20 protein-coding genes are annotated in these 20,749 nt (G+C 56.7%); 6 read left to right on the top strand and 14 right to left on the bottom strand.

Annotated features, from left to right (window positions below; genetic code table 11):
* The 6 genes from HXY34_06985 to HXY34_06960 are packed head-to-tail and all read right to left on the bottom strand — an operon-like array spanning window position 1 to window position 4,184.
* Window positions 1-1,128: an NADH-quinone oxidoreductase subunit H gene (locus tag HXY34_06985; GenBank protein ID NWF95872.1), complete on the bottom strand. Its 1,128-nt coding sequence runs from the start codon at window positions 1,126-1,128 to the stop codon at window positions 1-3.
* A gap of 14 nt (window positions 1,129-1,142) precedes the next feature.
* On the bottom strand, window positions 1,143-2,291 hold the full coding sequence (locus HXY34_06980) for a hypothetical protein (protein ID NWF95871.1): 1,149 nt from the start codon (window positions 2,289-2,291) through the stop codon (window positions 1,143-1,145).
* Window positions 2,288-2,791 (bottom strand): NADH-quinone oxidoreductase subunit C, encoded by a 504-nt coding sequence (locus HXY34_06975; protein ID NWF95870.1) that lies wholly within the window; start codon window positions 2,789-2,791, stop codon window positions 2,288-2,290. Before HXY34_06975 ends, HXY34_06980 begins: the two co-directional genes overlap by 4 nt.
* A complete protein-coding gene (gene nuoK / locus HXY34_06970) occupies window positions 2,792-3,103 on the bottom strand; it encodes an NADH-quinone oxidoreductase subunit NuoK (GenBank protein ID NWF95869.1) in 312 nt (103 codons plus the stop codon).
* Window positions 3,100-3,702, bottom strand: a complete 603-nt coding sequence (locus HXY34_06965) for an NADH-quinone oxidoreductase subunit J (GenBank protein NWF95868.1) — start codon at window positions 3,700-3,702, stop codon at window positions 3,100-3,102. The genes nuoK and HXY34_06965 overlap by 4 nt, the downstream gene beginning before the upstream one ends.
* The gene (locus HXY34_06960; protein ID NWF95867.1) at window positions 3,702-4,184 is read right to left on the bottom strand and encodes an NADH-quinone oxidoreductase subunit A; all 483 of its coding nucleotides are present in this window, start codon (window positions 4,182-4,184) and stop codon (window positions 3,702-3,704) included. Before HXY34_06960 ends, HXY34_06965 begins: the two co-directional genes overlap by 1 nt.
* Window positions 4,185-4,535: 351 nt before the next feature.
* On the opposite strand from HXY34_06960, the gene HXY34_06955 reads away from it, so the two are divergent.
* On the top strand, window positions 4,536-5,042 hold the full coding sequence (locus HXY34_06955) for a hypothetical protein (GenBank protein NWF95866.1): 507 nt from the start codon (window positions 4,536-4,538) through the stop codon (window positions 5,040-5,042).
* 2 nt (window positions 5,043-5,044) lie between these two features.
* Here HXY34_06955 and HXY34_06950 read toward each other — a convergent pair whose 3' ends face one another.
* Window positions 5,045-5,494, bottom strand: a complete 450-nt coding sequence (locus HXY34_06950; GenBank protein ID NWF95865.1) for a hypothetical protein — start codon at window positions 5,492-5,494, stop codon at window positions 5,045-5,047.
* Between the two features lie 9 nt (window positions 5,495-5,503).
* Window positions 5,504-7,444 (bottom strand): NADH-quinone oxidoreductase subunit NuoB, encoded by a 1,941-nt coding sequence (gene nuoB, locus HXY34_06945; GenBank protein NWF95864.1) that lies wholly within the window; start codon window positions 7,442-7,444, stop codon window positions 5,504-5,506.
* A gap of 270 nt (window positions 7,445-7,714) precedes the next feature.
* Between nuoB and HXY34_06940 the strand changes: the two genes are divergently transcribed.
* A complete protein-coding gene (locus HXY34_06940) occupies window positions 7,715-8,938 on the top strand; it encodes a (Fe-S)-binding protein (protein ID NWF95863.1) in 1,224 nt (407 codons plus the stop codon).
* 69 nt (window positions 8,939-9,007) lie between these two features.
* Window positions 9,008-9,922 carry a hypothetical protein gene (locus tag HXY34_06935; GenBank protein ID NWF95862.1) on the top strand — a complete coding sequence of 305 codons (915 nt, stop codon included), beginning with the start codon at window positions 9,008-9,010 and terminating at the stop codon, window positions 9,920-9,922.
* Here HXY34_06935 and HXY34_06930 read toward each other — a convergent pair.
* Entirely contained in the window at window positions 9,873-10,910 is a 1,038-nt protein-coding gene (locus HXY34_06930; protein NWF95861.1) for a prenyltransferase, read from the bottom strand. The genes HXY34_06935 and HXY34_06930 overlap by 50 nt on opposite strands.
* A 242-nt stretch (window positions 10,911-11,152) precedes the next feature.
* Here HXY34_06930 and HXY34_06925 point away from each other — a divergent pair, with 242 nt between their 5' ends.
* Entirely contained in the window at window positions 11,153-12,100 is a 948-nt protein-coding gene (locus tag HXY34_06925) for a polyprenyl synthetase family protein (GenBank protein NWF95860.1), read from the top strand.
* Between the two features lie 8 nt (window positions 12,101-12,108).
* Here the strand turns inward: HXY34_06925 and HXY34_06920 are convergent, their stop codons facing one another.
* A complete protein-coding gene (locus HXY34_06920; GenBank protein ID NWF95859.1) occupies window positions 12,109-13,314 on the bottom strand; it encodes a geranylgeranyl reductase family protein in 1,206 nt (401 codons plus the stop codon).
* Between the two features lie 191 nt (window positions 13,315-13,505).
* On the opposite strand from HXY34_06920, the gene mutS reads away from it, so the two are divergent.
* A complete protein-coding gene (mutS, locus tag HXY34_06915; protein NWF95858.1) occupies window positions 13,506-16,100 on the top strand; it encodes a DNA mismatch repair protein MutS in 2,595 nt (864 codons plus the stop codon).
* A gap of 212 nt (window positions 16,101-16,312) precedes the next feature.
* Window positions 16,313-17,170: a hypothetical protein gene (locus HXY34_06910; protein ID NWF95857.1), complete on the top strand. Its 858-nt coding sequence runs from the start codon at window positions 16,313-16,315 to the stop codon at window positions 17,168-17,170.
* On the opposite strand, the gene HXY34_06905 is transcribed toward HXY34_06910, so the two are convergent.
* The 4 genes from HXY34_06905 to HXY34_06890 form a co-directional block, all read right to left on the bottom strand.
* Window positions 17,167-18,033 carry an MBL fold metallo-hydrolase gene (locus tag HXY34_06905; protein NWF95856.1) on the bottom strand — a complete coding sequence of 289 codons (867 nt, stop codon included), beginning with the start codon at window positions 18,031-18,033 and terminating at the stop codon, window positions 17,167-17,169. The genes HXY34_06910 and HXY34_06905 overlap by 4 nt on opposite strands.
* A 108-nt stretch (window positions 18,034-18,141) precedes the next feature.
* Window positions 18,142-18,591: a hypothetical protein gene (locus HXY34_06900; GenBank protein ID NWF95855.1), complete on the bottom strand. Its 450-nt coding sequence runs from the start codon at window positions 18,589-18,591 to the stop codon at window positions 18,142-18,144.
* Between the two features lie 52 nt (window positions 18,592-18,643).
* Window positions 18,644-19,708, bottom strand: a complete 1,065-nt coding sequence (locus HXY34_06895) for a hypothetical protein (GenBank protein NWF95854.1) — start codon at window positions 19,706-19,708, stop codon at window positions 18,644-18,646.
* 97 nt (window positions 19,709-19,805) lie between these two features.
* The gene (locus tag HXY34_06890; GenBank protein ID NWF95853.1) at window positions 19,806-20,435 is read right to left on the bottom strand and encodes a histidine phosphatase family protein; all 630 of its coding nucleotides are present in this window, start codon (window positions 20,433-20,435) and stop codon (window positions 19,806-19,808) included.
* Window positions 20,436-20,749 lie beyond the last annotated feature (314 nt).

Here is a 20,749-nt window from a genome sequence, read left to right as displayed (position 1 = left end):
TCAACCTCCTATGCCCTGCAGCGCGCTGGCCAGCGGTGGGAAATAGGCAAGGACAAGCATGGCCACGACGAGATTCAGGAGTGACAGCGGCAGCAGGTATCGCCACGAGTGGTAGACTATCTCATCCTGACGAATACGGAAGAAGGAACTCGTCACGACCACAAAGAAGAACATGACTATCAGCGTCTTGATGAGAAAGTTGACAACCCCCGGCAGGAATGGCAGACCGTAAGAGCCCCCGAGAAACAACGCCACCGTCATTGCACTGTAGAGGAACTGCTTTGCGAACTCAGCAAAGTAGGTCATGGTGAAGTAGATGCCACTGAACTCCGTTCTCCATCCGAATATGATCTCAGAGTCTGCAATCGGTGCATCGAAAGGCACCAGGCCAGTAGTGGCAGCGGCACTCACGATGAAAGTGGCGCAGCTCACCGGAAGCAGAAAGACGTACCAGATGGCTGTCTGGGACTGAGATATCGTCATGATACTGAGCGAGCCTGCAAGAAGCGCCGGGCCCACTGACGATATGAGGAGAGGTATCTCCGCCGCAAACTGGTTGTTCGCTGCTCTGAAGCCGCCTATCAGAGAGTACTTCGACCCGCTGATCCACCCTGCGAGGAGTGCAATCACTGGGACCGCGGTCACGAATGCGAACATGAGGACCAGGCTGACAGACAGGTCTGAGATGTACCACCATTCGTCCCAGGGTACGAAGGCGAACGGCAATATCACAATCACAAGAAGCAGACTGGGAAGCAGCCGGTACATCCACCTCTTGGCGCCGTCTGGAATGATTGTCTCCTTTGAGACCAGCTTTATCGCATCCGCGAACAGCTGCAGACCCCCATACTTCCCGATGTGGAAGGGACCACGTCGGCCCTGTATGCGACCCCACAGTTTTCTTGAGAACCACACGGAGTAGATGATTGCGAGGACTATGAATATCAGACCGGGAAACACGACCGCTTTGAACAGGAACCAGAAGTTGACAACAACGAGTCCCCAGACCCATTCGAAGAGTCCCCAGACCCAGAAGAACCACCACTGCACGACACCCCAGAGCCAGCTGAGTATGCCCCAGAGCCATGACGGTATCCCGGAAAGCCATTCGAAGAAGTCGAACTGCACTCTATGTCACCTCCTCACCTGTCCCACCAACCCGGATACGGGTCAAGGCTACCAAACACCACTATGAAGTCCGCAAATCTGTGTCCGGGTACGAGGTGCTTTAGCGAGTAGTATGAGTTGAAACACGGTCCTCGCACCTTCGCCCGATAGGGTGTCTGTGCCTTGTCGGTGGTCTTCAGCCAGACTGTTGTGATGCCTCGTGTGCCCTCGACCCTTCCGTACGCCTCCCCCTCAGGAAGTCGGTTGGTCTTCGCTCGTGCCTTCGGGTCGATGACAGGGCCCGGCTTGAGATGAGGCAGGAGCTGTCTGATTATGCTCACTGAGGTCTCGACCTCGTGGAATCGCTGCACCATCCTGTCGTATGCGTCACTCATCCCCGGGTGTTCCTTGCTCTCCACCGTCGGCACCTCGAAGTCCACGAGGTCGTAGGCCAGGTTCGGGTCAGGCATGTCCTTGCGCAGGTCCATCGGGATTCCGCATGCCTTCACATTTGGGCCGCTCAGTCCAAGCCTGATTGCCTCTCTGCCGCTCAGTAGCCCCACGCCTCGGGTTCGAAGCCGAAAGGTCGGGCTTCCCATGAGCATGTCACGAAACTTGGGCATCCTCTCTTCCAGGCGTGTGAGCGCCCGGTCCAGCTTCTGAGCGACCTTCTCTGTCATGTCATACCTCACTCCGCCGGGAGTGCTGAATGACACCGTGTGTCTGGACCCGGTAAGCTCCTCGAACGTGTCGAGGAAGTACTCTCTGTCAATCCACGGCCAGAGCAACATTGCGAACAGCCCGAGCTCGGCTGAGAACTGCCCCCACCAGAACTGAAGGCTGTGGATCCGACTGGCCTCCATCATGATGGTCCTCAGGACTCTGGCCCTCTCTGGCACTTCGAGACCGGCTATCTTCTCCACTGCACTCACGTAGGGATACTCTGCGAGAAACGCCTCTAGCATGCAGAGTCGCTCCATGACCAGAGGTCCTTGGTTGAAGTTACGATACTCCAGCACCTTCTCCGCAGACCTGTGGAAGTAGCCCGCGTGCGGGTCACACTCGACCACGTAGTCACCAACGATGGTGAGCTTTGTGGCCCAGCCGTGAGCGGAGACATGCTGAGGACCAAACCATATCTCAGAGGCCTCTTCGAGTATGTCCGGCTTCTGTCTCGTTGTCACTCGCTCGCACCTCCTCGCAACGGAAGCCCCGACTCCTCAAGACGACTCCTATCGGTCTGGAAGCTCTTCCGGAGAGGGTACTTGCCTCTAAGTTCCTCCGGAAGCAAGAGGGGCCTCAGGTCCGGATGCCCCACGAACTGGATCCCGAACATCTCATGGGTCTCCCGCTCGTGCCACTCCAGTCCCGGAAACATGTCGGCCACGGAGTGCACGGAGGGGGTGGGTCCTGTCAGTCTCACTCGCACTTGGCAGAGGAGTCGCGCGTTGTGGGACCAGAAGTAGTATATCAGCTCGTACTGGTCTCCGGTCAGATCGACACCGAAGACCGACTCTGGGAACGCGTCTGAAAGGCCTGAGTCGATGAGCGAAACGACATCACGAATCCTTTCGGGGGGTGTGCTCAGCTTGACATTGTGTTCGTCAATCACATCTGCCTGCACGTCCGGATACCGGTTCGTGACACTTCGAGCAAAGGCCAGAGCTGAGGGACTCTCCGTCAATCACCGCACCTCCACAACCTGACGACGACCAAGGTCCACAGTCTTGTATCGCCTGTAGTAGAGAAGCATCAACACCATCGCAAGCGCAGTGTGAGCCGCCGAGATGGATATCACAAGGACGATGAGTGCCTGGCCAGTGATGTTGAAGACCGGGTAGTACAGCGAGGTCGCAACAAACGCGATGTTGACACCGTTGGCCATGATCTCAGAGCCTATGAGAATACGAATCAGATTCCTCTTGACAACCATACCGTATGCCCCGAGACCAATGAGAATGAAAGCCAGAATGAGATACCACGACAGGGGGATCACTGTCTCTCAGCCTCCTCTCTCGTGTCGGTGGCTTCAGCCGACTTGGTGTACGTGGCAATCTCTTGGAGATGTTCGGTCTTCTCCATCCTCAGCAGTGTCATGGTCCCAACAATGGAAGTCAGCATCGTCAGGGCAACCATCTGAACAATGACACCGTGCGTGCCCCACATCCAGACGGCAAGCTCCTGCAGGCTCTGGGCCAGGTCAGGTTGGCCAGCTGGAAACGCCTCGTACCATGGGAAGAGAAGTGCCAGCGCTCCGGAGAGCGTCATGACTCCCGCAGCAGTGGCCAGCCCCAGTCGCCTCCTTCTGGGAGACTCGAAGACCTCTAGCGAGGAGTCCTGCGCCCTGGGCAAGAGCAGTACAGCAAAGATGATGAGCGCACTGATTCCGCCCGTGTATACGGCAATCTGCATACCGGCGATGAAAGGGGCCTCGAGCAAGAGGAAGACGCCCGCGACCACCGAGGCCATGATTCCGAAGAAGAAGGCCGCATAGACAATCTCCTTGTGTTCAAGAGCAAGGAGCGCCAAGACTATCACCGCAACGGCGATGGCCACGAACTCTACCTGTTCGAGTAACACTTCAATCTCTTGCATCAGTCTGACCTCACAGATTCGCGTTCTCCCTCGATGTATGCAGCCTTGGCCGCACGATACAGGGCCAGAGTCTCACTCCCGGCTGTGGACGTATGTGGCAGAACCTTCATCGCGTAGCCGACACCGCTGGCCAACAGCACTACGAACAGAAGCACCTCCCAGACCACCGGTACTGACAGACGAAGTGTGGATGCCGCCACGATGTAGAGGAAGGCTCCGAGGACGTCGATCACAACAAAAAGCACGGTGTAGACCATGTAGTTGTATGGATACGAGATCCTCGCAGGGCCCACAGGCTCCTCACCACACTCGTAGGTCGAGGTCTTCTCCGAGTTCTGAAGGACGTGGGGGCGCAACACCCAAGAGGCCAACAGCATTATGACAACGAGTACCATGGCGAATATGGCCCACAGGAGGACCGGGATGAAGTCGATGAACAGGCGCATTTCAGTTGAACTCCACTGCAGACCAGTCAGGCTCATGTCGTCAGATTCTCCTTGGGCGACGCAATAGCAGACTGACCCTCAAGACATTCATTGTCCCGATGTCTCTCCGCGCTGTGTCGAGTCCCTTGGATGCCGGCGTTAGGCGTCCGCTACCGACATGCTTCATAAAAACGCTTCGGACTGTCCTGCGAGTGCCGGACGGTCATTGTCTGCCTTCTCGAACAGCCTGCCCGAGCCGTCAGCAATTGAGAGAGACGGCAGCAGCTGACAAGACGCGGTCTGTACAACCTTTCCTAGGGGACAGTAGACCTTCCTCACCCCTTCGGCCTTCCCCCAACTTGACATCCACCGATACTGCGTGGGGATGTTTATAAGCGACCTTGCAGAATGATGATGCACACAACTCACCCCAGAATGCAGGCCTATCCGTACTCCAACACCATAGATTGCCTGTTCGGGGGCCGACATGTCGCAGAAACAGATCCCATATCGCGGGGAGTGAAACATGGAAACAGGAACGCCCCGTGCCAAGAGATACTTGGTCGCAGAAACAGATCCCATATCGCGGGGATTGAAACCGTTCTGCTCAGTGGAATGGCATTCGTGGGCTCCTATTTCTGGTATGCGCTCGCATCAACAGTGGAACTGACATTCTTTCACATGGTTTTCTTTGGCACGGGCGGCATCCTGTTTCTGTCGACCTTTCTGTTGGCTCACTTGAAGACTAGGTCCTCCCGGACACTGATGACGATGTTCTCGGGGACTGTGACAGGGGTGCACGGCTACTTGGACCTGACGCTGTTCGACTGGGGACCGGGTATAGTCCTCTTCGCGTGGATTGCATTTGGCCTGCTGCTGAGTTTCTCCGCCTATGCGTGGCTCAAGGAGCTGTGAGTCTACTCTGCAGAGTCGGTTGGCGGCTCGGGCGGATACTTCAGCTTTGACACGTCAAGCATGCCACGAGAGGTGCTCTCGGTCAGTGACGGCCGAATCGCAAGGGCACCTGCGACAAGCAGTGAGCTTCCCGCGCCCCAGAACGCGGTGTACATGCCGCCAGCCTGGCCGGTTGGCTCTCCTGCAATCATTATGGCGTAGAACACCATGACGATGACCGCGAGGGCCAGCATGTTCATCTTGATGCGGCCTCTTGCCGGCTTCAGATAACCAACGAACAGAAAGACAAGCATCAGGGGAGCCCCCAGCAGGACGGGCAACAATGAGCCGATGGCGGAGAGATAGGTCGAGCTCGTGGCTGACAGATAGAACACGTTGAAGTAGTACGAGCCCAGTGTGACCATGCCAAGCCAGAGCAGGCAATAGAACTCTGTGTCTTCTCTGAGCGACATTGACCTCACCTACTGAATGACTCCCATTGCGTCCTGATTCTCGTATCGCCTCTGCCAGTGAGTGGTGCCTGCCCGTATCTTGTTCTGCAGAATGAGGTGTGCCCTCACAAAGTCCTCCGGCTTCGGTGGGCAACCGGGCAAGTAGACATCGACAGGCACGATCTTCTCCGGGTCTGTTTCGAGCGAGTATCCATCCCAGAAGAGGCCACCACTCGCAGCGCACTGCCCAAAACAGATGACATACTTGGGTTCGGGCATCTGTTCGTAGATACGCTTGAGCCTTGGGGCCATCTTCTTTGTGAGTGACCCCGATATCCACAGGACATCACACTGCCTGGGTCCGAAGAGCGGCAGCATGCCGAACCTCTCAAGGTCCCATCTCGAAGCCACCGCCGCTGCTCCATCGGCCATGCAACATCCCAGTCCATATTGCACAGGCCACGGGCTGTGCGCGCGTCCCCAGCGCAACACCCACTTGAGTGGCGGCAGATTCTGTAGCCACTTCAAGAGTATGGGGGCCATGCGGCCAAACCCGTTTCGGAAGAGGTCAAAGGCAATCCACATGAAGTACTTGCCAATACGGAGTATGAGCGGCAGCCAGTATGCGAACACCTTCCCGGGGTTGGACACCTCGTTGGGGTCATACTTGAGTTTCGCCGCTCTGATACGCCCGAGCCTCCGTCTTCCAAAGTAGACTGGCGCATAGTTTGCGAGCCATATCCCTGTGGAGTGGGGATGACCACCGTGTCGCTGTGCAATCTTGAAGATCACAAAGCTCTGCACCCACGAGAGCATGAAAAAGGTCCTTCGCTCGTCCTCCAGGAAATAGCCCATCATTGTGACGCCGGTCTTGGAGTTCACGTATCCGTCAATGCCAGCTCTTGCCGAGGCCTGTTCGAACTGGAAGTCGTCAAGGATGGCCTCGAGTCTCTCCAGGGGTGCAAAGGCCTGACCGACCACGAGTGTGGGGCCAAGCTTCTTGATTCTCATCGGGTAGTATCGCTCGGCCCACTCATGTTCCGACACCTGCCTGTCATAGACGCGGCCCTTGTACTCGGTAGTGACCTCGCGGACCACTTCGAGACCTCGTTCAATCTCCTCGTCTGGACCATCAAATGCGACCAGAAGGGTGCAGTGGTCGACCGGGAACGGGAATGGTCCGTGTCCTTCCCATGCCTGCTTCTTGAGGTCCGTGTACTTGGACTCCTCGAACTTCATCGTCATTGGGAGCGGGGCTCTCTCAAGTATCTTCTCGATTGCGAATGTCATGAGGTAGTTCTCAGAAAAGCTGACCACAATGGGGACTATGCGAGTGAGCGGCTTAATCTTGAGCGTCACCCTTGTGATAATCCCAAGAATACCTTCAGTGTCACAGAACAGGTCGGTGTCACGGCTGGTCACCACCTGACCATTCGGCAGGACAACCTCGACCTCAACTACATTCTGATTGATGTTCCCGTACTTGAGGGAACCAATACCATCGCCGCCCTGGGCGACCCAGCCGCCAACAGTAGCCGAGATGCCCGATGACGGGTAGCAGCGCAAGTCCAGTCCCATTCGGTTCAGGTGATGCTGAAGGTTCGCCCAAGAGATTCCCGGCTGTACAGTGACAGTGAGAGCCTGCGAATCCACTGACAGCACCTTGTCAAAGAGCCGCATGTCTACGACCACGCCGCCGTTACGCGGGATAGCACCACCATAACCGGAAGTGCCAGCACCTCTGGGTGTGAGCGGGATGTGGTGCTTGTTGGCAAACGCATAGAGCGCGCGGACCTCCTCCACGCTCTGGGGTCGTACTACGGCATCCGGATTCGTGTTCATCAGCCAGCCGACCTGCTTGGGCAGAGCGCCAACGTCTTGGGCATGGATGATGAGCTCGTGCTTGGCAGTGACGACCCTCTCACCAAATACCTCCGTGAGTTCATCTACGAGATGTTTCTTCAAAGTCATTGGAGGCGGCTCCCTGTTCGATCTGGGTCCGGTTTCACGCAGGGGCCGTCACGACTTAAAAAGCTGGCGAGGTGGGTGTCCTTTTCATCTCCTGCACAAGCGACCCGCCGTGGGAGATGTGCTTGGTCCTGCAATCAATCAGACTTGCCTGTCAGCCTCGGGTCCGGATGGTCTGGCTGGACGGGACTGGTCATGTGAAAAGGTATTTCTAGTCCAACTACGACAGCTCGCCTGTTGTCTGGCTTGATGCGCCCGGCTTGGTGAGTGTCCATGCGATTCTCAACACTACAAGAGTATGGTCTCCAGGAGATGGCATTCAGATGTGCTCAGTGTTCCTTCTGCCAGGTGGGCAATGGTGCCTGCCCCACATACAAGGTGAAGCGCGTGGACAGTTACTCAGGAAAGGGAAAGATGCTTCTGACCCGAGCCCTTCTCCAGAAGAGAATCAAGCCGTCTGAAGGACTGACCGGTCTCAGGGACGCGGTCTTTGGCTGCACACTGTGTGGAGGCTGTGAGGAGGTCTGTCAGGTCAACATCCCCTTCGTGAAGCTGTATCAGACGATGCGAGCAGACTTCTTCAAGGCGGGGATGTGGCCCGAGCAGCTCAAGACGGCCCGAGAGACACTTCTGAAGTCTTACAATGTCCAAGGCCAGAGCCAGATGGACCGGGTGGAGGGCTGGTCGTACTGGCACCCCGACGAGGACGCCCTCCTGTCGCGTGTGGGTCGCAGAGCCAAGACGGCGTTCTTCTTCGGCTGCGCATCCTCTTACAGGGCGGTGCCGATTCAGGCCACCATCGCCACGACGCTCATAATGGACCGGGTGGAGGAAGACTACACAGTCCTGGGCGATCAGGAGTGGTGCTGCGGAGCCCCCATGATAATGGCAGGCGACTTCGAGACCGCAAGACTGTTCGCCGAACACAACATTGCCAAGTACAGGGAACTCGGGGTGGAGCGGCTGGTCACGAATTGTCCTGGCTGCTACAGGATGTGGAAGGAAGAGTACCACGAGTTCCTGGACATCGATGTGCCCTTCGAGGTCATCTACGGTGCTCAGTACTATGCTGACCTCATCGACCGCGGCAGAATCAGCGGCCTCACCAGTCCGCTGGACGTGTCAGTGACATTCCATGACGGGTGCGATGCGGGAAGGAACAGCGGCATCTATGAAGAACCCCGCAAGGTGCTCGAGAACCTGCCTGGGGTCACCTTTGAGGAGCTGCCTCACACCAAGAACAAGAGCTTCTGTTGCGGAAGTGGTGGAGTCCTCCGCGCGTTCGACCCGGACTTCTCTGTCAAGATAAACCGCCTGAAGGTCGAGGATATCGAGGCCACCAGCGCACAGGTCGTGGCCACCGCCTGTCCCTCATGCGTTGACTTCATGCATGAACAGCTGCCGCAGACTGGCAGTAGCAAGCAGGTGAAGGACCTCGCAGTGCTGGTTGCACAGGCACTCGGCCTGAAGTGGGACGGGCTGGATGAGATATACTGAGTCACTGATGCAAGCTCACCGGAAGTCTAATCTCACCGTATGCCTCTCGTCTGCACGACGAGGTCTATAGTGATGCACATCAAGGGTCTTGACCGGCTTCGAGAAAAGCTGCCCGACTATCCGGGGAGACGGATACTGCTATTCCCCTTGGGCGTCTTGTTGACCACATGCATGGGATACCTCCTTCTGCTCTCTGTGGATGTCCTTCCCCGGCTCTTCCCTGGTGTGGATGTGCTTGTTGCTGTCGAGCCGTACCTGCCAATCATCGGAAGCCTGACCATGTCGGTGATCTCTCTAAGACTGATAGCCCGGATGTGGACCCGACGAGCATCAATGAAGGCACTGTACGGACCACTTGCATATCAGAAGGTGGTTCGAAATGGCCTTGCGGGCGTCGCGCTGATTCCATCACTGCTTCTTCATGCTGCGACGTCAATCCGATCCGTTCCTCTCGGTAGCCCGGTGAACTACGTCACCATTCAGTGGTCGCGGTCACTGCTGCCCATTCTCGGGGTGCCGGCAGAGGTAGACGTGATACTGAGAGTACTCTGCTTCTCCACTATCTTCGCCATCGGTCTTCTCACCACACTCAGTGCCTTCTTCACGTTTGGGGTTGACTACATGGTCGTGCTCTACCTGTACTTCCCTGAGGAGTCAGAGGTCCAGAACCACGAGATATACTCCCTGTTGCGCCATCCCGCGTACTTCTCAGCCATCCTCTATGCTCTGTCTGTCATTGCGTTGAGGTTCTCAATCTACTCCCTCATAATCGCTCTGGCAGTCTGTCTGCTCGTGCGAGTTCACATCAGACGTGAGGAGGCCGAGCTCATTGAACGATTCGGTCAGTCCTATGTTGACTACATGGGAAGCGTGCCTGCCCTCCATGTCCGGCCAAGAGACCTGCGAGCCTTCTTCAGGTGTCTTGTGCGCGGTATCAGACAGAGGACGGCGGAGCAGGCGGAGCCCTCATCTTCCGAGCATTGACACAGGAGACCACCAGGACACAGATGCCCAGAGCCACAGCGAACTCGTATGTCAGACCGAGCCCGACCAGAACATATGCACCCGCCATGGCGGCACCGGTGAGAAGGTGGTTCATGATGGTCGAGGCGTAGGAGGGGATAAGCCCGAGTGGATGTTCATACTCCCTGAGTGCCACCGCACTTCCCTTTGCGGCGAGTGGAATGGTCCCGAGGGCCGCCAGGGCAAACGGGTGAACGAATCCCATGATGATGCCCAGTATGAGTGAGGCGTACTCGAACAGCATTAGGAAGAGGTAGCCCTTCGCCGATGCTCTGAGACCGAGCCGCACGACAAGAGTCCTCTTCCCTGCCGCCTCATCTGCTCGCGAGTCAGGGAACTGGTTGATGTAGAGGATGGCCGTCACAAGCGTGGCAATTGGGAGAGATGCAATCAGTGGGTCGAGAGACAGCTCTGGCACCTGCACGTAGTATGCCCCGAATACCATCAGGACTCCGAAGTTGAGACCGATGAAGGGCTCTCCCATACCTCGCGCTTGGAACTTGAATGGTGGAGCCGAGTAGAAGAAGCCGGAGAACGCACCGATGCCACCGAGGATGAGAATGACAAGGCCCCTCACGGTGAAGAGGTACAGGCCTATCACACCTCCGAACGCAAGGATGACGAGCGCACCAGCAAGGACCTCCTTGGGTCTCAGCAGTCCTTCCTGAATGAGTCTAGCGCCGCCACTAAAGGGACGTACGAAGTCAACGTTCATGTCGTCTGTCCGATTCACATGGTCAAAGTAGTCGTTGGCGACGTTGGCACCGATGTGAAGACAGGCACCTGCGAGGTTCGTCAGGAGAAACAGGTCGAGCATGAAGACTCCATGGACCGCCCACGCCATTGCCGTACCAAATCCGATTGGCACTATCGTCGCAGTGAGAAACGGAAGTCGCATCTCTCTCAACCAGATGCGTGCCTTGCTAGGAGGAGTCTGCTCTTGGCTCATCTGATATCGGCTCACATGAAAGGAGTATTACCGATGCAGCTACGCGAAACGTTTAAGCATTCCGTACTGAACCGTCAGTGAGAACGCCTCTTGCTGGTCTTGGAGAACCGAGGCCGTTGCAGAACGATGCTTCTTGAAGACAAGGATTCGGAGGCCGTCGTGAAATAGCCGACGCTCGAAATGAACAGCCGAATGGAATCAGGACAGACGCCTCTCCGCTCAGTTTTCTTGAACGCGGCGATGTGACAGAGCTGCTCAGTCTGGTCGACGAGGAGATTGAGCGACTGCTCGGAGTTAGGACCGGAAGAGAGCCAGCTGTGCTCTACGAGGCCGCACACCATCTGCTCAAGGCGAGTGGAAAGAAAGTCCGGTCTCTCTTGATGCTCCTCGCGTGCATAAGCGTTGGAGGCACCGCCGAAGACGCACTGCCCTTTGCAGCAGCGACAGAACTGATCCAGACCGCCAGTCTGATCCACGACGACATCATCGATGATGACAGTGTTCGTCGTGGTGTCACGTCTACCCACCTGAAGTACGGCACCAAGATTGCAGTCATTGCAGGAGACCTCTTGATTGCCCTTGCCGTGCGAATCATAGGGCAGAGAGCTGTACCAGAAGTCCTTCAGAGGCTTAGCGAATGCGGGATTGTGATGTGTGAGGGAGAAGCGTCCGACTTTCTCATCGACCTCTCCAATCCTGGACACATGACCACCTCATATTACATGAGTGTGGTGAGAAGCAAGACTGCCTCCTTCATGATGGGGATATCTCAAGTGGGCGCCCTGCTCGGGGGCGGGACTGACAGACAGGTGGAGGTCCTTGGGGAGTTCGGCAAGATGATTGGCATAGCGTTTCAACTACGGGATGATGTACTTGACGTCCGTTCGCTTCAGCGCGATGCGGACACATCAGCACTCTCAGACCTCAGACACAGGCGTATCAGCTATCCGCTTGTATATGGCCTCGAGTCCTCATCCGACGAAGTGCGAGCCCGTGCAATCCGGGGGCTCAGTATGTCGGACATCGAACCAGCGCTCAGGATGATTGACGAGACGCGAGCCGTTGAGGAGACCGTGCGACTGGCAAAGCACTACGCTGAAGAGGCAAGACAGCAGCTGCGCGATGAGGAACTGACGAGAAAGGACACTCTGCTGGCACTCGCTGACTTCGTGGTGGAACGCCTCTACTAGTCATGGGCTCAGTCCGTCCACTCCAGTGCCCGGACCAGTGTCTTCGATGCGAGCGCGACGGGCAGGGGAAGCCTGCACCGGATCAGATGCTGAAGAAACCGCGGCCCGGCCAGCCGCATGCACTGGTCTGTGACTGTGTCGGAGCGCATCACCCTGTCAGCGACTCTCAGCACTCTGAGTGCCTCCTCCAGCACGGCGCCCATCTCCTTCCTACATGCAGCATCATACGATGACAGTGGTGCTCCGCCCTTCAGGTGACTTGAGACTGCCATGCCTGCGAGCTCGCCCGCGACCAGTGCTGTGGGAATCCCTCCACCGTTCGAGGCCATCACGTGACCGGCGGCATCACCGGCCAGTACGACACCGGGCCCATGGACTCTCTTGGTCGGTCCTCCCACAGGGATGTAGGCGCTTATCCTGCTCACCACCTTTGCACGCGCCAGCATCCCCGACACATTGGGATTGCGTTTCACAAATCGGTTCAGGTAGTCGCGCAGAAGCGTACCCTCACGAGAGAAAGCTCTCCTCAGACCGAGACCCACATTTGCCACTTCGTCACCCTTCGGTATGATCCATGCATAGCCTCCCGGAGCAACACTGCTACCGAAGTGCATCTCGGTGACGTCCTCATCGCACTCAACACCGCGCATCACATACTGCATCGAGAGCGACATGTCGCGGTCCTCATTGGGATACACGCTTCGAATCGAGGTTGCTATCAGGGACTTTGGTCCATCGGCTCCGACGACGACTCGGCCACTGACCACGAGACTCTCCCGCCCTCGTATACGAAGGCCGATGTGGTTGTCTGCAGACCGGTTGACTGCGGCAGTCTCAAGGCACAGCTCAGCGCCTGCGTCCACGGCTCGGTCTGCGAGGAACTGGTCGAACAGAGAACGGTCAAGTACGCTGTGGAGGAATCTGAACTCGGCAATACTACCAAGCGGAGAGACAAGACGGAGGAGTCTGCACCTGTTCGTGACCGTGTGAGCAGGGGGTGTACAGAGTCTAGAAGCGCGAGGGGACTCCGGCAGCAGACGCTCTATCTCGGTCCTTGCCGGAAGAAGCTCGCCACACTGGACAGGCCAGCCTATCCTTCGTCTTCGCTCTAGAAGAAGGACCGAATGACCATGCTCTGCAACAGTCCTGGCCGCCGTGCTCCCAGCAGGACCAGCACCAACGACCACAACCTCGTACTTCTCCTTTGGCGTCAAGACAGGCCTCCGTCCTGATGCATTCGGCCGATTATCTAAAGCTTTCTACGTGGATGTCGCAAGCATTGTCAGGATCACTGCAGAGTGTGGTGCCAAGATGATACCGTCCAAGCAATGGGTCCCGGTGCACACTGCTCATGGTAATGCGATGCTGTTATTAGTCACGCCTCGGACAGGGCCGACGAGGAGTCATGGTTCAGAAGCAGACCCCCATGCAGCGTCAGTACCTTCAGCTGAAGAGGGCGCATCCAAACAGCATTCTGATGTTCCGACTTGGTGACTTCTATGAGATGTTCAACGAGGACGCGATCACAGCAAGTCGGGTGCTGGACATAGTACTGACCTCTCGCGGCGAGGGCGTCGACAGGTGGCCCATGTGTGGAGTCCCCTATACCGCAGTCGAGTCATATGCTGCAAAGCTTCTGCAGGCGGGCTACACCGTCGCGATGGCAGACCAGGTGGAGGACCCCTCCGAGGCAAAGGGGATAGTGAGACGGGACATTGTGCGTCTGATAACCCCCGGTACGGTCCTTGAGAGTACGATTCTGGAGGACGCAAAGAACAACTTCCTCGTGGCACTCGTCCCCCATGGCGATCATGTGGGGCTCTCCGCCATAGATGTGTCGACCGGTCAGTTCATGGCTGCCGAGTTCCCAGGCACCATCACATGCGAGCGTGTCCTCAACGAGATAGGCCGGCTGTGCCCTTCGGAGATCCTTCTTCCCGACTCGGTCGCAAGAGAGCAGAACGTCCGCGACACGTTTCAGGGCTTCGGGGCCAGAGTCACCATCAGAAATGACACCGAGTTCTCTGAGCGGTCGGCCGAGCAGCGTCTGAAGGAGCACTTTCGCGTGGTCACACTCGACGGCTTCGGACTTGCGGACAAGCGCCTGGCTGTTGCAGCAGCGGGGGCAGCTCTGTCATATGTGCAGGAGGTCCACCGCACATCCTCAGTCACGGTCTCCACTCTGAGGTCCTACTCACTTGACGAGTACATGGTGCTTGACTCCACCACACAGCGGAATCTGGAACTCACCAGGAATGCCAGAGACGGTTCGACGCGAGGGACGCTCTTGGAAGTCCTCTCGGAGACTGTGACGCCGATGGGCAAGCGGCTGCTACGACAGTGGATGCTACAGCCTCTGAAGACGGTGGCCGCGATTGACCGCAGGCTCGACGCAATCGATGAGCTATCACGTGCGGCCATACTGAGAAAGGACCTCATCTCCGGATTGAAGGCGTTCGGTGACCTTGAGAGGACGACTAGCAGGGTCGTCTTTGGTACCGGATGCGCAAGAGACCTGCTTGCACTGGGCAACTCGCTCGAGAAGATACCCCACCTCAAGGCCATCGCCAGCGGACTCAGGTCTGAGGTATTGGTGGAGGCAGCATCAAGACTTCAGCCCCTGAGCCAGCTTCAGTCCACACTGAAGGCAGCTCTGCTCGATGACCTGCCTCTGAGTGTCCGGGAGGGAGGGATGATTCGCGACGGCTTCGACGAGGAGCTCGACCGGCTCAAGGCCTCCATAGCCAGTGACAAGAAGTGGATTGCGTCTCTTCAGCAGCGGGAGCGGATGAGGACTGGAATCAAGTCGCTACGAGTCGGGTTCAACAAGGTCTTCGGCTACTACATCGAGGTGACCAACAGCAACCTGAGCCAGGTCCCTGACGACTACGAGCGGAAACAGACACTGGCGAATGCGGAGAGGTTCGTCACACCGGAGCTAAAGGAGAAGGAAGAGGCGGTGCTCGCAGGTGAGGACAGAATCAACCGACTGGAGTATGAGATCTACGAGCGACTGCGAGGGCTCGTGCGTGATGTGTCCGATGCCTTACGGAACAACAGTCAAGCAATCGCAGTCATCGACGTGCTCGCTGCTCTCGCTGAGGTTGCTGTCACTCGCAAGTACACGCGGCCCAGGGTGACCGAGGGGACGGCCATCCGGATAGTGGACGGGCGACACCCGTCCCTTGAACTCATCCTTGGTCCGAACGAGTTCGTCCCCAACAGCCTAGAGCTGGGAGATGGCGGGTCCACCCTAGTCATTGTCACAGGGCCGAACATGGCGGGCAAGTCCACATACATGCGTCAGGCGGCGCTGATTGTGCTGATGGCACAGATGGGCTCCTTTGTGCCGGCCAAGGAGGCAGAGATTGGATGCGTGGACAGGATCTTCACCAGAGTCGGCGCATTTGACGACCTCACAGCACGCCAGAGCACTTTCATGGTGGAGATGATTGAGACCGCAAACATACTCAACAACGCCACAGACCGGAGCCTGGTGGTCCTCGATGAGATAGGCCGGGGCACCTCAACCTTCGATGGGATGGCGCTTGCATGGGCAGTTGCGGAGAGAGTGGCGCAGATGAAGACCCGCACTCTGTTCGCCACACACTTTCACCAACTGACGGACATGGCACGCAGCTACCACGGGGTGAAGAACATGCACACGCTCGCTAAGGAGTCCGGCGACACAATAGTATTCCTTCACAGGGTGGTCGAGGGCGGCACAGACAAGAGCTATGGCATTCAGGTTGCTGCTCTGGCAGGCATTCCGGAGCCGGTCATCAAGCGGGCACGACAGCTGCTGCAGAGGATCGAGAAGGAGAACATGGTAGTCCTGGATGCTTCCCACACCGACGCTGTACAGACGAGCCTCGAGCCGCTCGTAGTAGAAGACCCGATCGTGGAACGAATCCGGCACATGGACTTGGACCGGACCACACCGATGGACGCCCTTCTCAAACTGCGTGAGATGCAGGACGAGATCAAGCGGCGTGGGTAAGTGCTGGTGTCTGGTCCCGTTGCGGCGCCACACCATTGTGTCCTGAAACCACAGTCAGCCGGTCACTCAGCCATTCAGTCTGCATCGGAGTCCGCAGATGTCACTGTGGTCACAACAGGCTCGCACAGATGTGGTCAGCATCTGTCGAGAGAGGGACACCTGCGAGCAACCCTGATATAGAACCTCAAGCTACTCTCCATCGCGGTGAGTGAATGTCTAAGGAAGCAGAGAAGCGTGGCGGTTCAACTGTCTACCGCGTGTTGAGCCAAGACCTGTATGCCACTGGGTTTCACGGAGACGAGGTTGGCATCAGGCAGGATGAACAATGGCGTGCCAAGAGCCGGCAGTTCACTAGTGACTCTGACATAATCGGAAAGATAATGGAGGCCAGACTGAAGCCCGGCGAGAAGAACCTGCCGCCGAGAGTGAAGACAGGCTTCATAGTCCTGAGAAACTCGACATGGGGTCAGGAGCCGGACGAGATGAAGCGTCGGCTCGTCGTGAAGATGTTCTCCAGCTCCGGACAGTGGATTGCGTCTGCCGAGGAGATGGTTGCCGATGAGTACGCTAACAGCGTCGCTTCAGAGATGCCACTGGTGTCTTTTGCTGTGCTCACGAAGGACACGGAGATTGTGACCCATGTTCGGCAACTGAGACGAGGAGTGGCATCAACGGAGAGCTACTCGTTCCACATGCCCGGTCCGGATGGGACTTTCGAGGTCTTCAACATTGAGGGCAAGAGGGCAACTGCAGGAGATGACTTCCGGGTCATGTTGCTGTCTGGGAGTGTAGAGGTTGCACAGATCGACAGCAAGTTCGGCGACATCGGTGGTGAGTTTGTCGTCTCAGTCAATGACCGCATACTTGCCGAGAACGACCAGTTCTGCAGGATCTTGCAGTGTTTCTCGCTCATCATCCGGTATCGAAAGGACATTCGTGAACGCATTCAGCGCAGCCTCGACATGTTGACCCACGGAAAGGCCAAGCCGAAACAGCACCGGTACGAGCTGAGCCTGTTCATCAATCCCCGGCGTCTGGCACTGAAGAAGGACGAGTTCGAGGAGGTCTAGTGCGGCCGCACGAACCTTGAGACCTCCCTGATGGCCTCTCTCACTGCATCGCTCCGCGGCATCCTGTGGAGGACAGCAAGTGCCTGCCGGCAATGCTCTGATGCCCTGTCACATACGCTTGAGGTCGAGCGTCTGCTGAGCAGCGTGATGAGATTGGTCAGGTGTATGCTGCGTGCTCTCTCCTCAAGGGACTCGATGTCCAAAGACCAGTCTCTGAAGGCCTGCAGGTACTCCAGATTCGACTGTGCAAGCCTTCTGTCATACTGAGGGCTGTCATGACCCGAGATTATGCAGGCGGAGTTGAGAACCAGACATGACTCAATGGAGGAGATGTATTGATCTAGGTTGTCCTCGTTCACATATGGTATCGGGGTCTCAATGTTGTCTCCTACCACAATCACTCTGTCAAGGGCGTCATAGCATGATGATGAGTCGTGAGTGTGCCCTGGCGTGAAGAAGAACTCGATGTCCTCCTCAGGGAGGGCCAGCCTGTCAGTGAACGTGAGATTGGGTGGCACGAGAGACACTCTGCCTCTCCTGTGAGCGGCGTATGTGTCCAGAGCTGTTCGTGCCTCCTCAGATTCTATTCTCTCCCGACAGGACTTGTGACCGATGATTGTCGAGGACTTGAAGGCACAGTTGCCCCACACATGGTCGTAGTCCGCATGCGTGTTGAATACCCACACCTCTCTGTCAAGACCCTCTGCTCTGAGGCCATCCATCACTTGACTCATCGCATCCGGCCCACAGAACGTGTCACAGAGGATGACCTTGGCGTCCAGTCCTATGGCGTAGCAGTTGGTCACGTAGGGGTCGTCGAACGTGAAGAGCATTCCTCGCTTACCGATGTGCTGTGTTCTCATGTCCGGTCGTCCTCCTGTCTCCTGACTGATATCACCTTCGGACCATGGACGCAGGCCCGTCATTGTGAACGCAGAGTGGACCAGCGTCGAGTCTGGCGTCTCATGCCATCATCGCATGAGCTGCTTCATTCCCTGTACGACTCTTGCACGCTGCGCAACGAGCGGCGGAAGAATCACAAGGAGTATTGTGAGATTGAGAATCGTGTTTGTGAGACTCCTGACAAGAACGGTCGCGGTGGTGTCGACAATGAACCATCCAATGGCACTCACTGCAAGGGCTGCCCATGCCCAGTCCTGGTCCACTCTTTGAAGTCTGAGCGAGAGCATTGTCAGTAGAAGCCCCCAGCCAAACATTGTACCACCGATGACTCCAGAGAGCAGGTTGAAGAATCGAAGCTCATCCGCCGACAGCGAGGCAAAGCCTTCACCTGTGAGCTCGAAGAAATAGACTTCCAACACTTGGGGAAGAAAGTAGGGAAAGACAAAGGCGAAGCATGCACCCGCGACCGTGACGCCCAGTGAGGCAAACAGCAGCCATCTGGTCCACAGTTCGCTCATCGTCTGCATCTCCACCATTACATGTGACACGGATGGTTTAAGGTCTCCGGGCTCACAGGAATACCTCTCTGGCTCGCCACTTGAAGTCGCTGAAGGCGCTTGTGACAGAAGGCGAGCTTGTCAGTTCCTCTCTGTAGTTGGCTTCGAACTCAAGCTGGAGGTTGCGAAGCGACTGCCTGAATCTGGCGGTCTCCTCCGTGACGATAAGAAGGAAGGTCGTCATCGGGCCGCTCTCGACCAGTATCTTTGCGTCGCCATGGTCGATTCGATGAACTTGCTTCTGGCTTGAGAGCATCTCTCGAATGAGCGACAGTATTCCGGACATCGCTGAGCCCATCAGCTCAGGGTCCACACTGGCCGACGACTCAACGAACCGGTAACTGAACAACAGAACTCCATCCTTGTCAAGCACAATGAGGTCCATCGGGCGTGCCTTGCTGATGAAGAGCAGTCTTGGGTTCCTCGAGACCGCTATCGAGATCATGAACAGGCCTGCCGAGTAGGGAATCGGCCATGAGAACGCAGCCCAGTCGAACTCCGGTCCGATGTTTCCCAGGATGACTCCCAGTGGCGCGGCCAGTATCCAGACCATGAACCCGAGGAAGTAGAGCCTAACGACCAGTCTGCGGTCGGCATCTGTGACAGTGGGCAGAACTCGTCTTGCGTATCTGAGTATCTCAACTATTATGATGCTGAAAGCAGCCGCCTCTATGAGCAGGGGGATGTTGCTCGACCAGTCCTCCTTCATTATCTCGCTGACGAGGGCTGCGCCAACCAAGAAGACGACAAGCATCGAGCTTCTCGGAGGTGTCTCATATTGAGAGTACATTATCGCAAAGTACCAGCAGAGAAAACCTGTGACAACAAAGATGGCCAGTAGGACGTTCGACCACCAGAGTCGTTTCACACCGATGTAGAGTTCCCAGTCGCGGAACGGTATCCAGAACTGGTCGAGCAGAAGGTCGAGCGCCATTCCGGAGAAGCATGCGATGGCTATACTGTAGAGGAGGGTGGGCAGAAGACGAGTCTTCCACCATGACCTCGCTATCACTACCATGGTGACCAGACTCCAGAAGGACGAGACCGCCAGGAGTGGTATCAGCTCCGGTGACTGCATGGAATCTCACTCACAGTGAAGTTGTATTGCCGTCTTTTTACTGTAGTGTGAGTCTATCCCCCTCCTCCACACCACCACCCCCTGTGACGTCAGACTCTTAGACTATGATCTCGATGAGGCTCTTGTCACGACCAATGAACAGCTGAACACCACTGTGTGTACGAACGAGTCCAATTCCGCCCAGATATGGCTCTCGGTCTGCTTCAACCAACGGCCTGCGAAGGAGAAGCCTCTTGAGGCTCATCAGTGAGAGGTCGTGAGTCACATGGATGTGCATGACTGGGTCCTGCTGTGACAAGAGTCGTTCTACCGTGTCTGACCAGAGCCGTGCACCAAAGACTCTGAACTCCTCAATGCCCTCCCCGAGAGTGCCATCTGACCACCTGTTGACGAAGTCGATGACATTGTCCCCATCCGGTTGTAGGTTCTCCCAGACTCTCTCCTCGGTATGCTCGGGCTTGACCAGAGTGGGTAGTGGTTCAATGTCAACCACTGTGCCACCCGCATCAGCAAGTCCTCTCGCCATGTGCTCTGTCGTCTCAGCACATCTGGGGACGAAGCTGGTGAACATGTGCACCGGTCTCCTCGTGTCAAGCCGTCTTCCCATCTCATATGAGGTAGCCTTGCCGGTCTCGGTAAGACCCCCTCTCAGTACCTGCTCATAGTCGGCGATGATGGTCCTGTGGGAGTGTCTGACAACGAGCGCAATGGATGTATCGGCTCTCACAGACCGGCTCCAACTGACAAGGGCCCGTGCACTGGACAACCAGGCCTCTAATGACCAGTCAACAAGCATGCTCAAGTCAATTCTCAGAGTTTTCCGTCTGGACTCCTTATAGCGTAGTCGGTATCCCTCGAGTGATAGCTGGCACATGTGCGACAGGAAGGACTGCCCCTCGAAGTCGAGTACAACACAGCCGCAGAAGATGTGCTGAGCAGTTGGGACTCATGTCAAGACCCACCTCACAATCAGTTGGCTCTTGTTCCGTCCATGTGCGCCAGTTGTCAGCATCCAGCAGGAGGTCTGGAATGATTTCTGGA

This window comes from Candidatus Thorarchaeota archaeon (assembly GCA_013388835.1).
Classification (GTDB): Archaea; Asgardarchaeota; Thorarchaeia; order Thorarchaeales; family Thorarchaeaceae; genus JACAEL01.
The sequence above is the reverse complement of the archived record's forward strand: the minus strand, read 5'-3'. Positions and strand labels throughout refer to the sequence as shown.

What these genes read in the sequence shown, in the direction of transcription:
- HXY34_06950 (NWF95865.1), bottom strand. Translation starts at nt 5,494, where the DNA reads ATGTCGCTCAGAGAAGACACAGAGTTCTATTGCCTGCTCTGGCTTGGC.
- HXY34_06965 (NWF95868.1), bottom strand. Translation starts at nt 3,702, where the DNA reads ATGCAAGAGATTGAAGTGTTACTCGAACAGGTAGAGTTCGTGGCCATC.
- HXY34_06960 (NWF95867.1), bottom strand. Translation starts at nt 4,184, where the DNA reads ATGAGCCTGACTGGTCTGCAGTGGAGTTCAACTGAAATGCGCCTGTTC.
- mutS (NWF95858.1), top strand. Translation starts at nt 13,506, where the DNA reads ATGGTTCAGAAGCAGACCCCCATGCAGCGTCAGTACCTTCAGCTGAAG.
- HXY34_06900 (NWF95855.1), bottom strand. Translation starts at nt 18,591, where the DNA reads ATGAGCGAACTGTGGACCAGATGGCTGCTGTTTGCCTCACTGGGCGTC.
- nuoB (NWF95864.1), bottom strand. Translation starts at nt 7,444, where the DNA reads ATGACTTTGAAGAAACATCTCGTAGATGAACTCACGGAGGTATTTGGT.
- HXY34_06940 (NWF95863.1), top strand. Translation starts at nt 7,715, where the DNA reads ATGCGATTCTCAACACTACAAGAGTATGGTCTCCAGGAGATGGCATTC.
- HXY34_06910 (NWF95857.1), top strand. Translation starts at nt 16,313, where the DNA reads ATGTCTAAGGAAGCAGAGAAGCGTGGCGGTTCAACTGTCTACCGCGTG.
- HXY34_06905 (NWF95856.1), bottom strand. Translation starts at nt 18,033, where the DNA reads ATGAGAACACAGCACATCGGTAAGCGAGGAATGCTCTTCACGTTCGAC.
- HXY34_06895 (NWF95854.1), bottom strand. Translation starts at nt 19,708, where the DNA reads ATGCAGTCACCGGAGCTGATACCACTCCTGGCGGTCTCGTCCTTCTGG.
- HXY34_06955 (NWF95866.1), top strand. Translation starts at nt 4,536, where the DNA reads ATGATGATGCACACAACTCACCCCAGAATGCAGGCCTATCCGTACTCC.
- HXY34_06930 (NWF95861.1), bottom strand. Translation starts at nt 10,910, where the DNA reads ATGAGCCAAGAGCAGACTCCTCCTAGCAAGGCACGCATCTGGTTGAGA.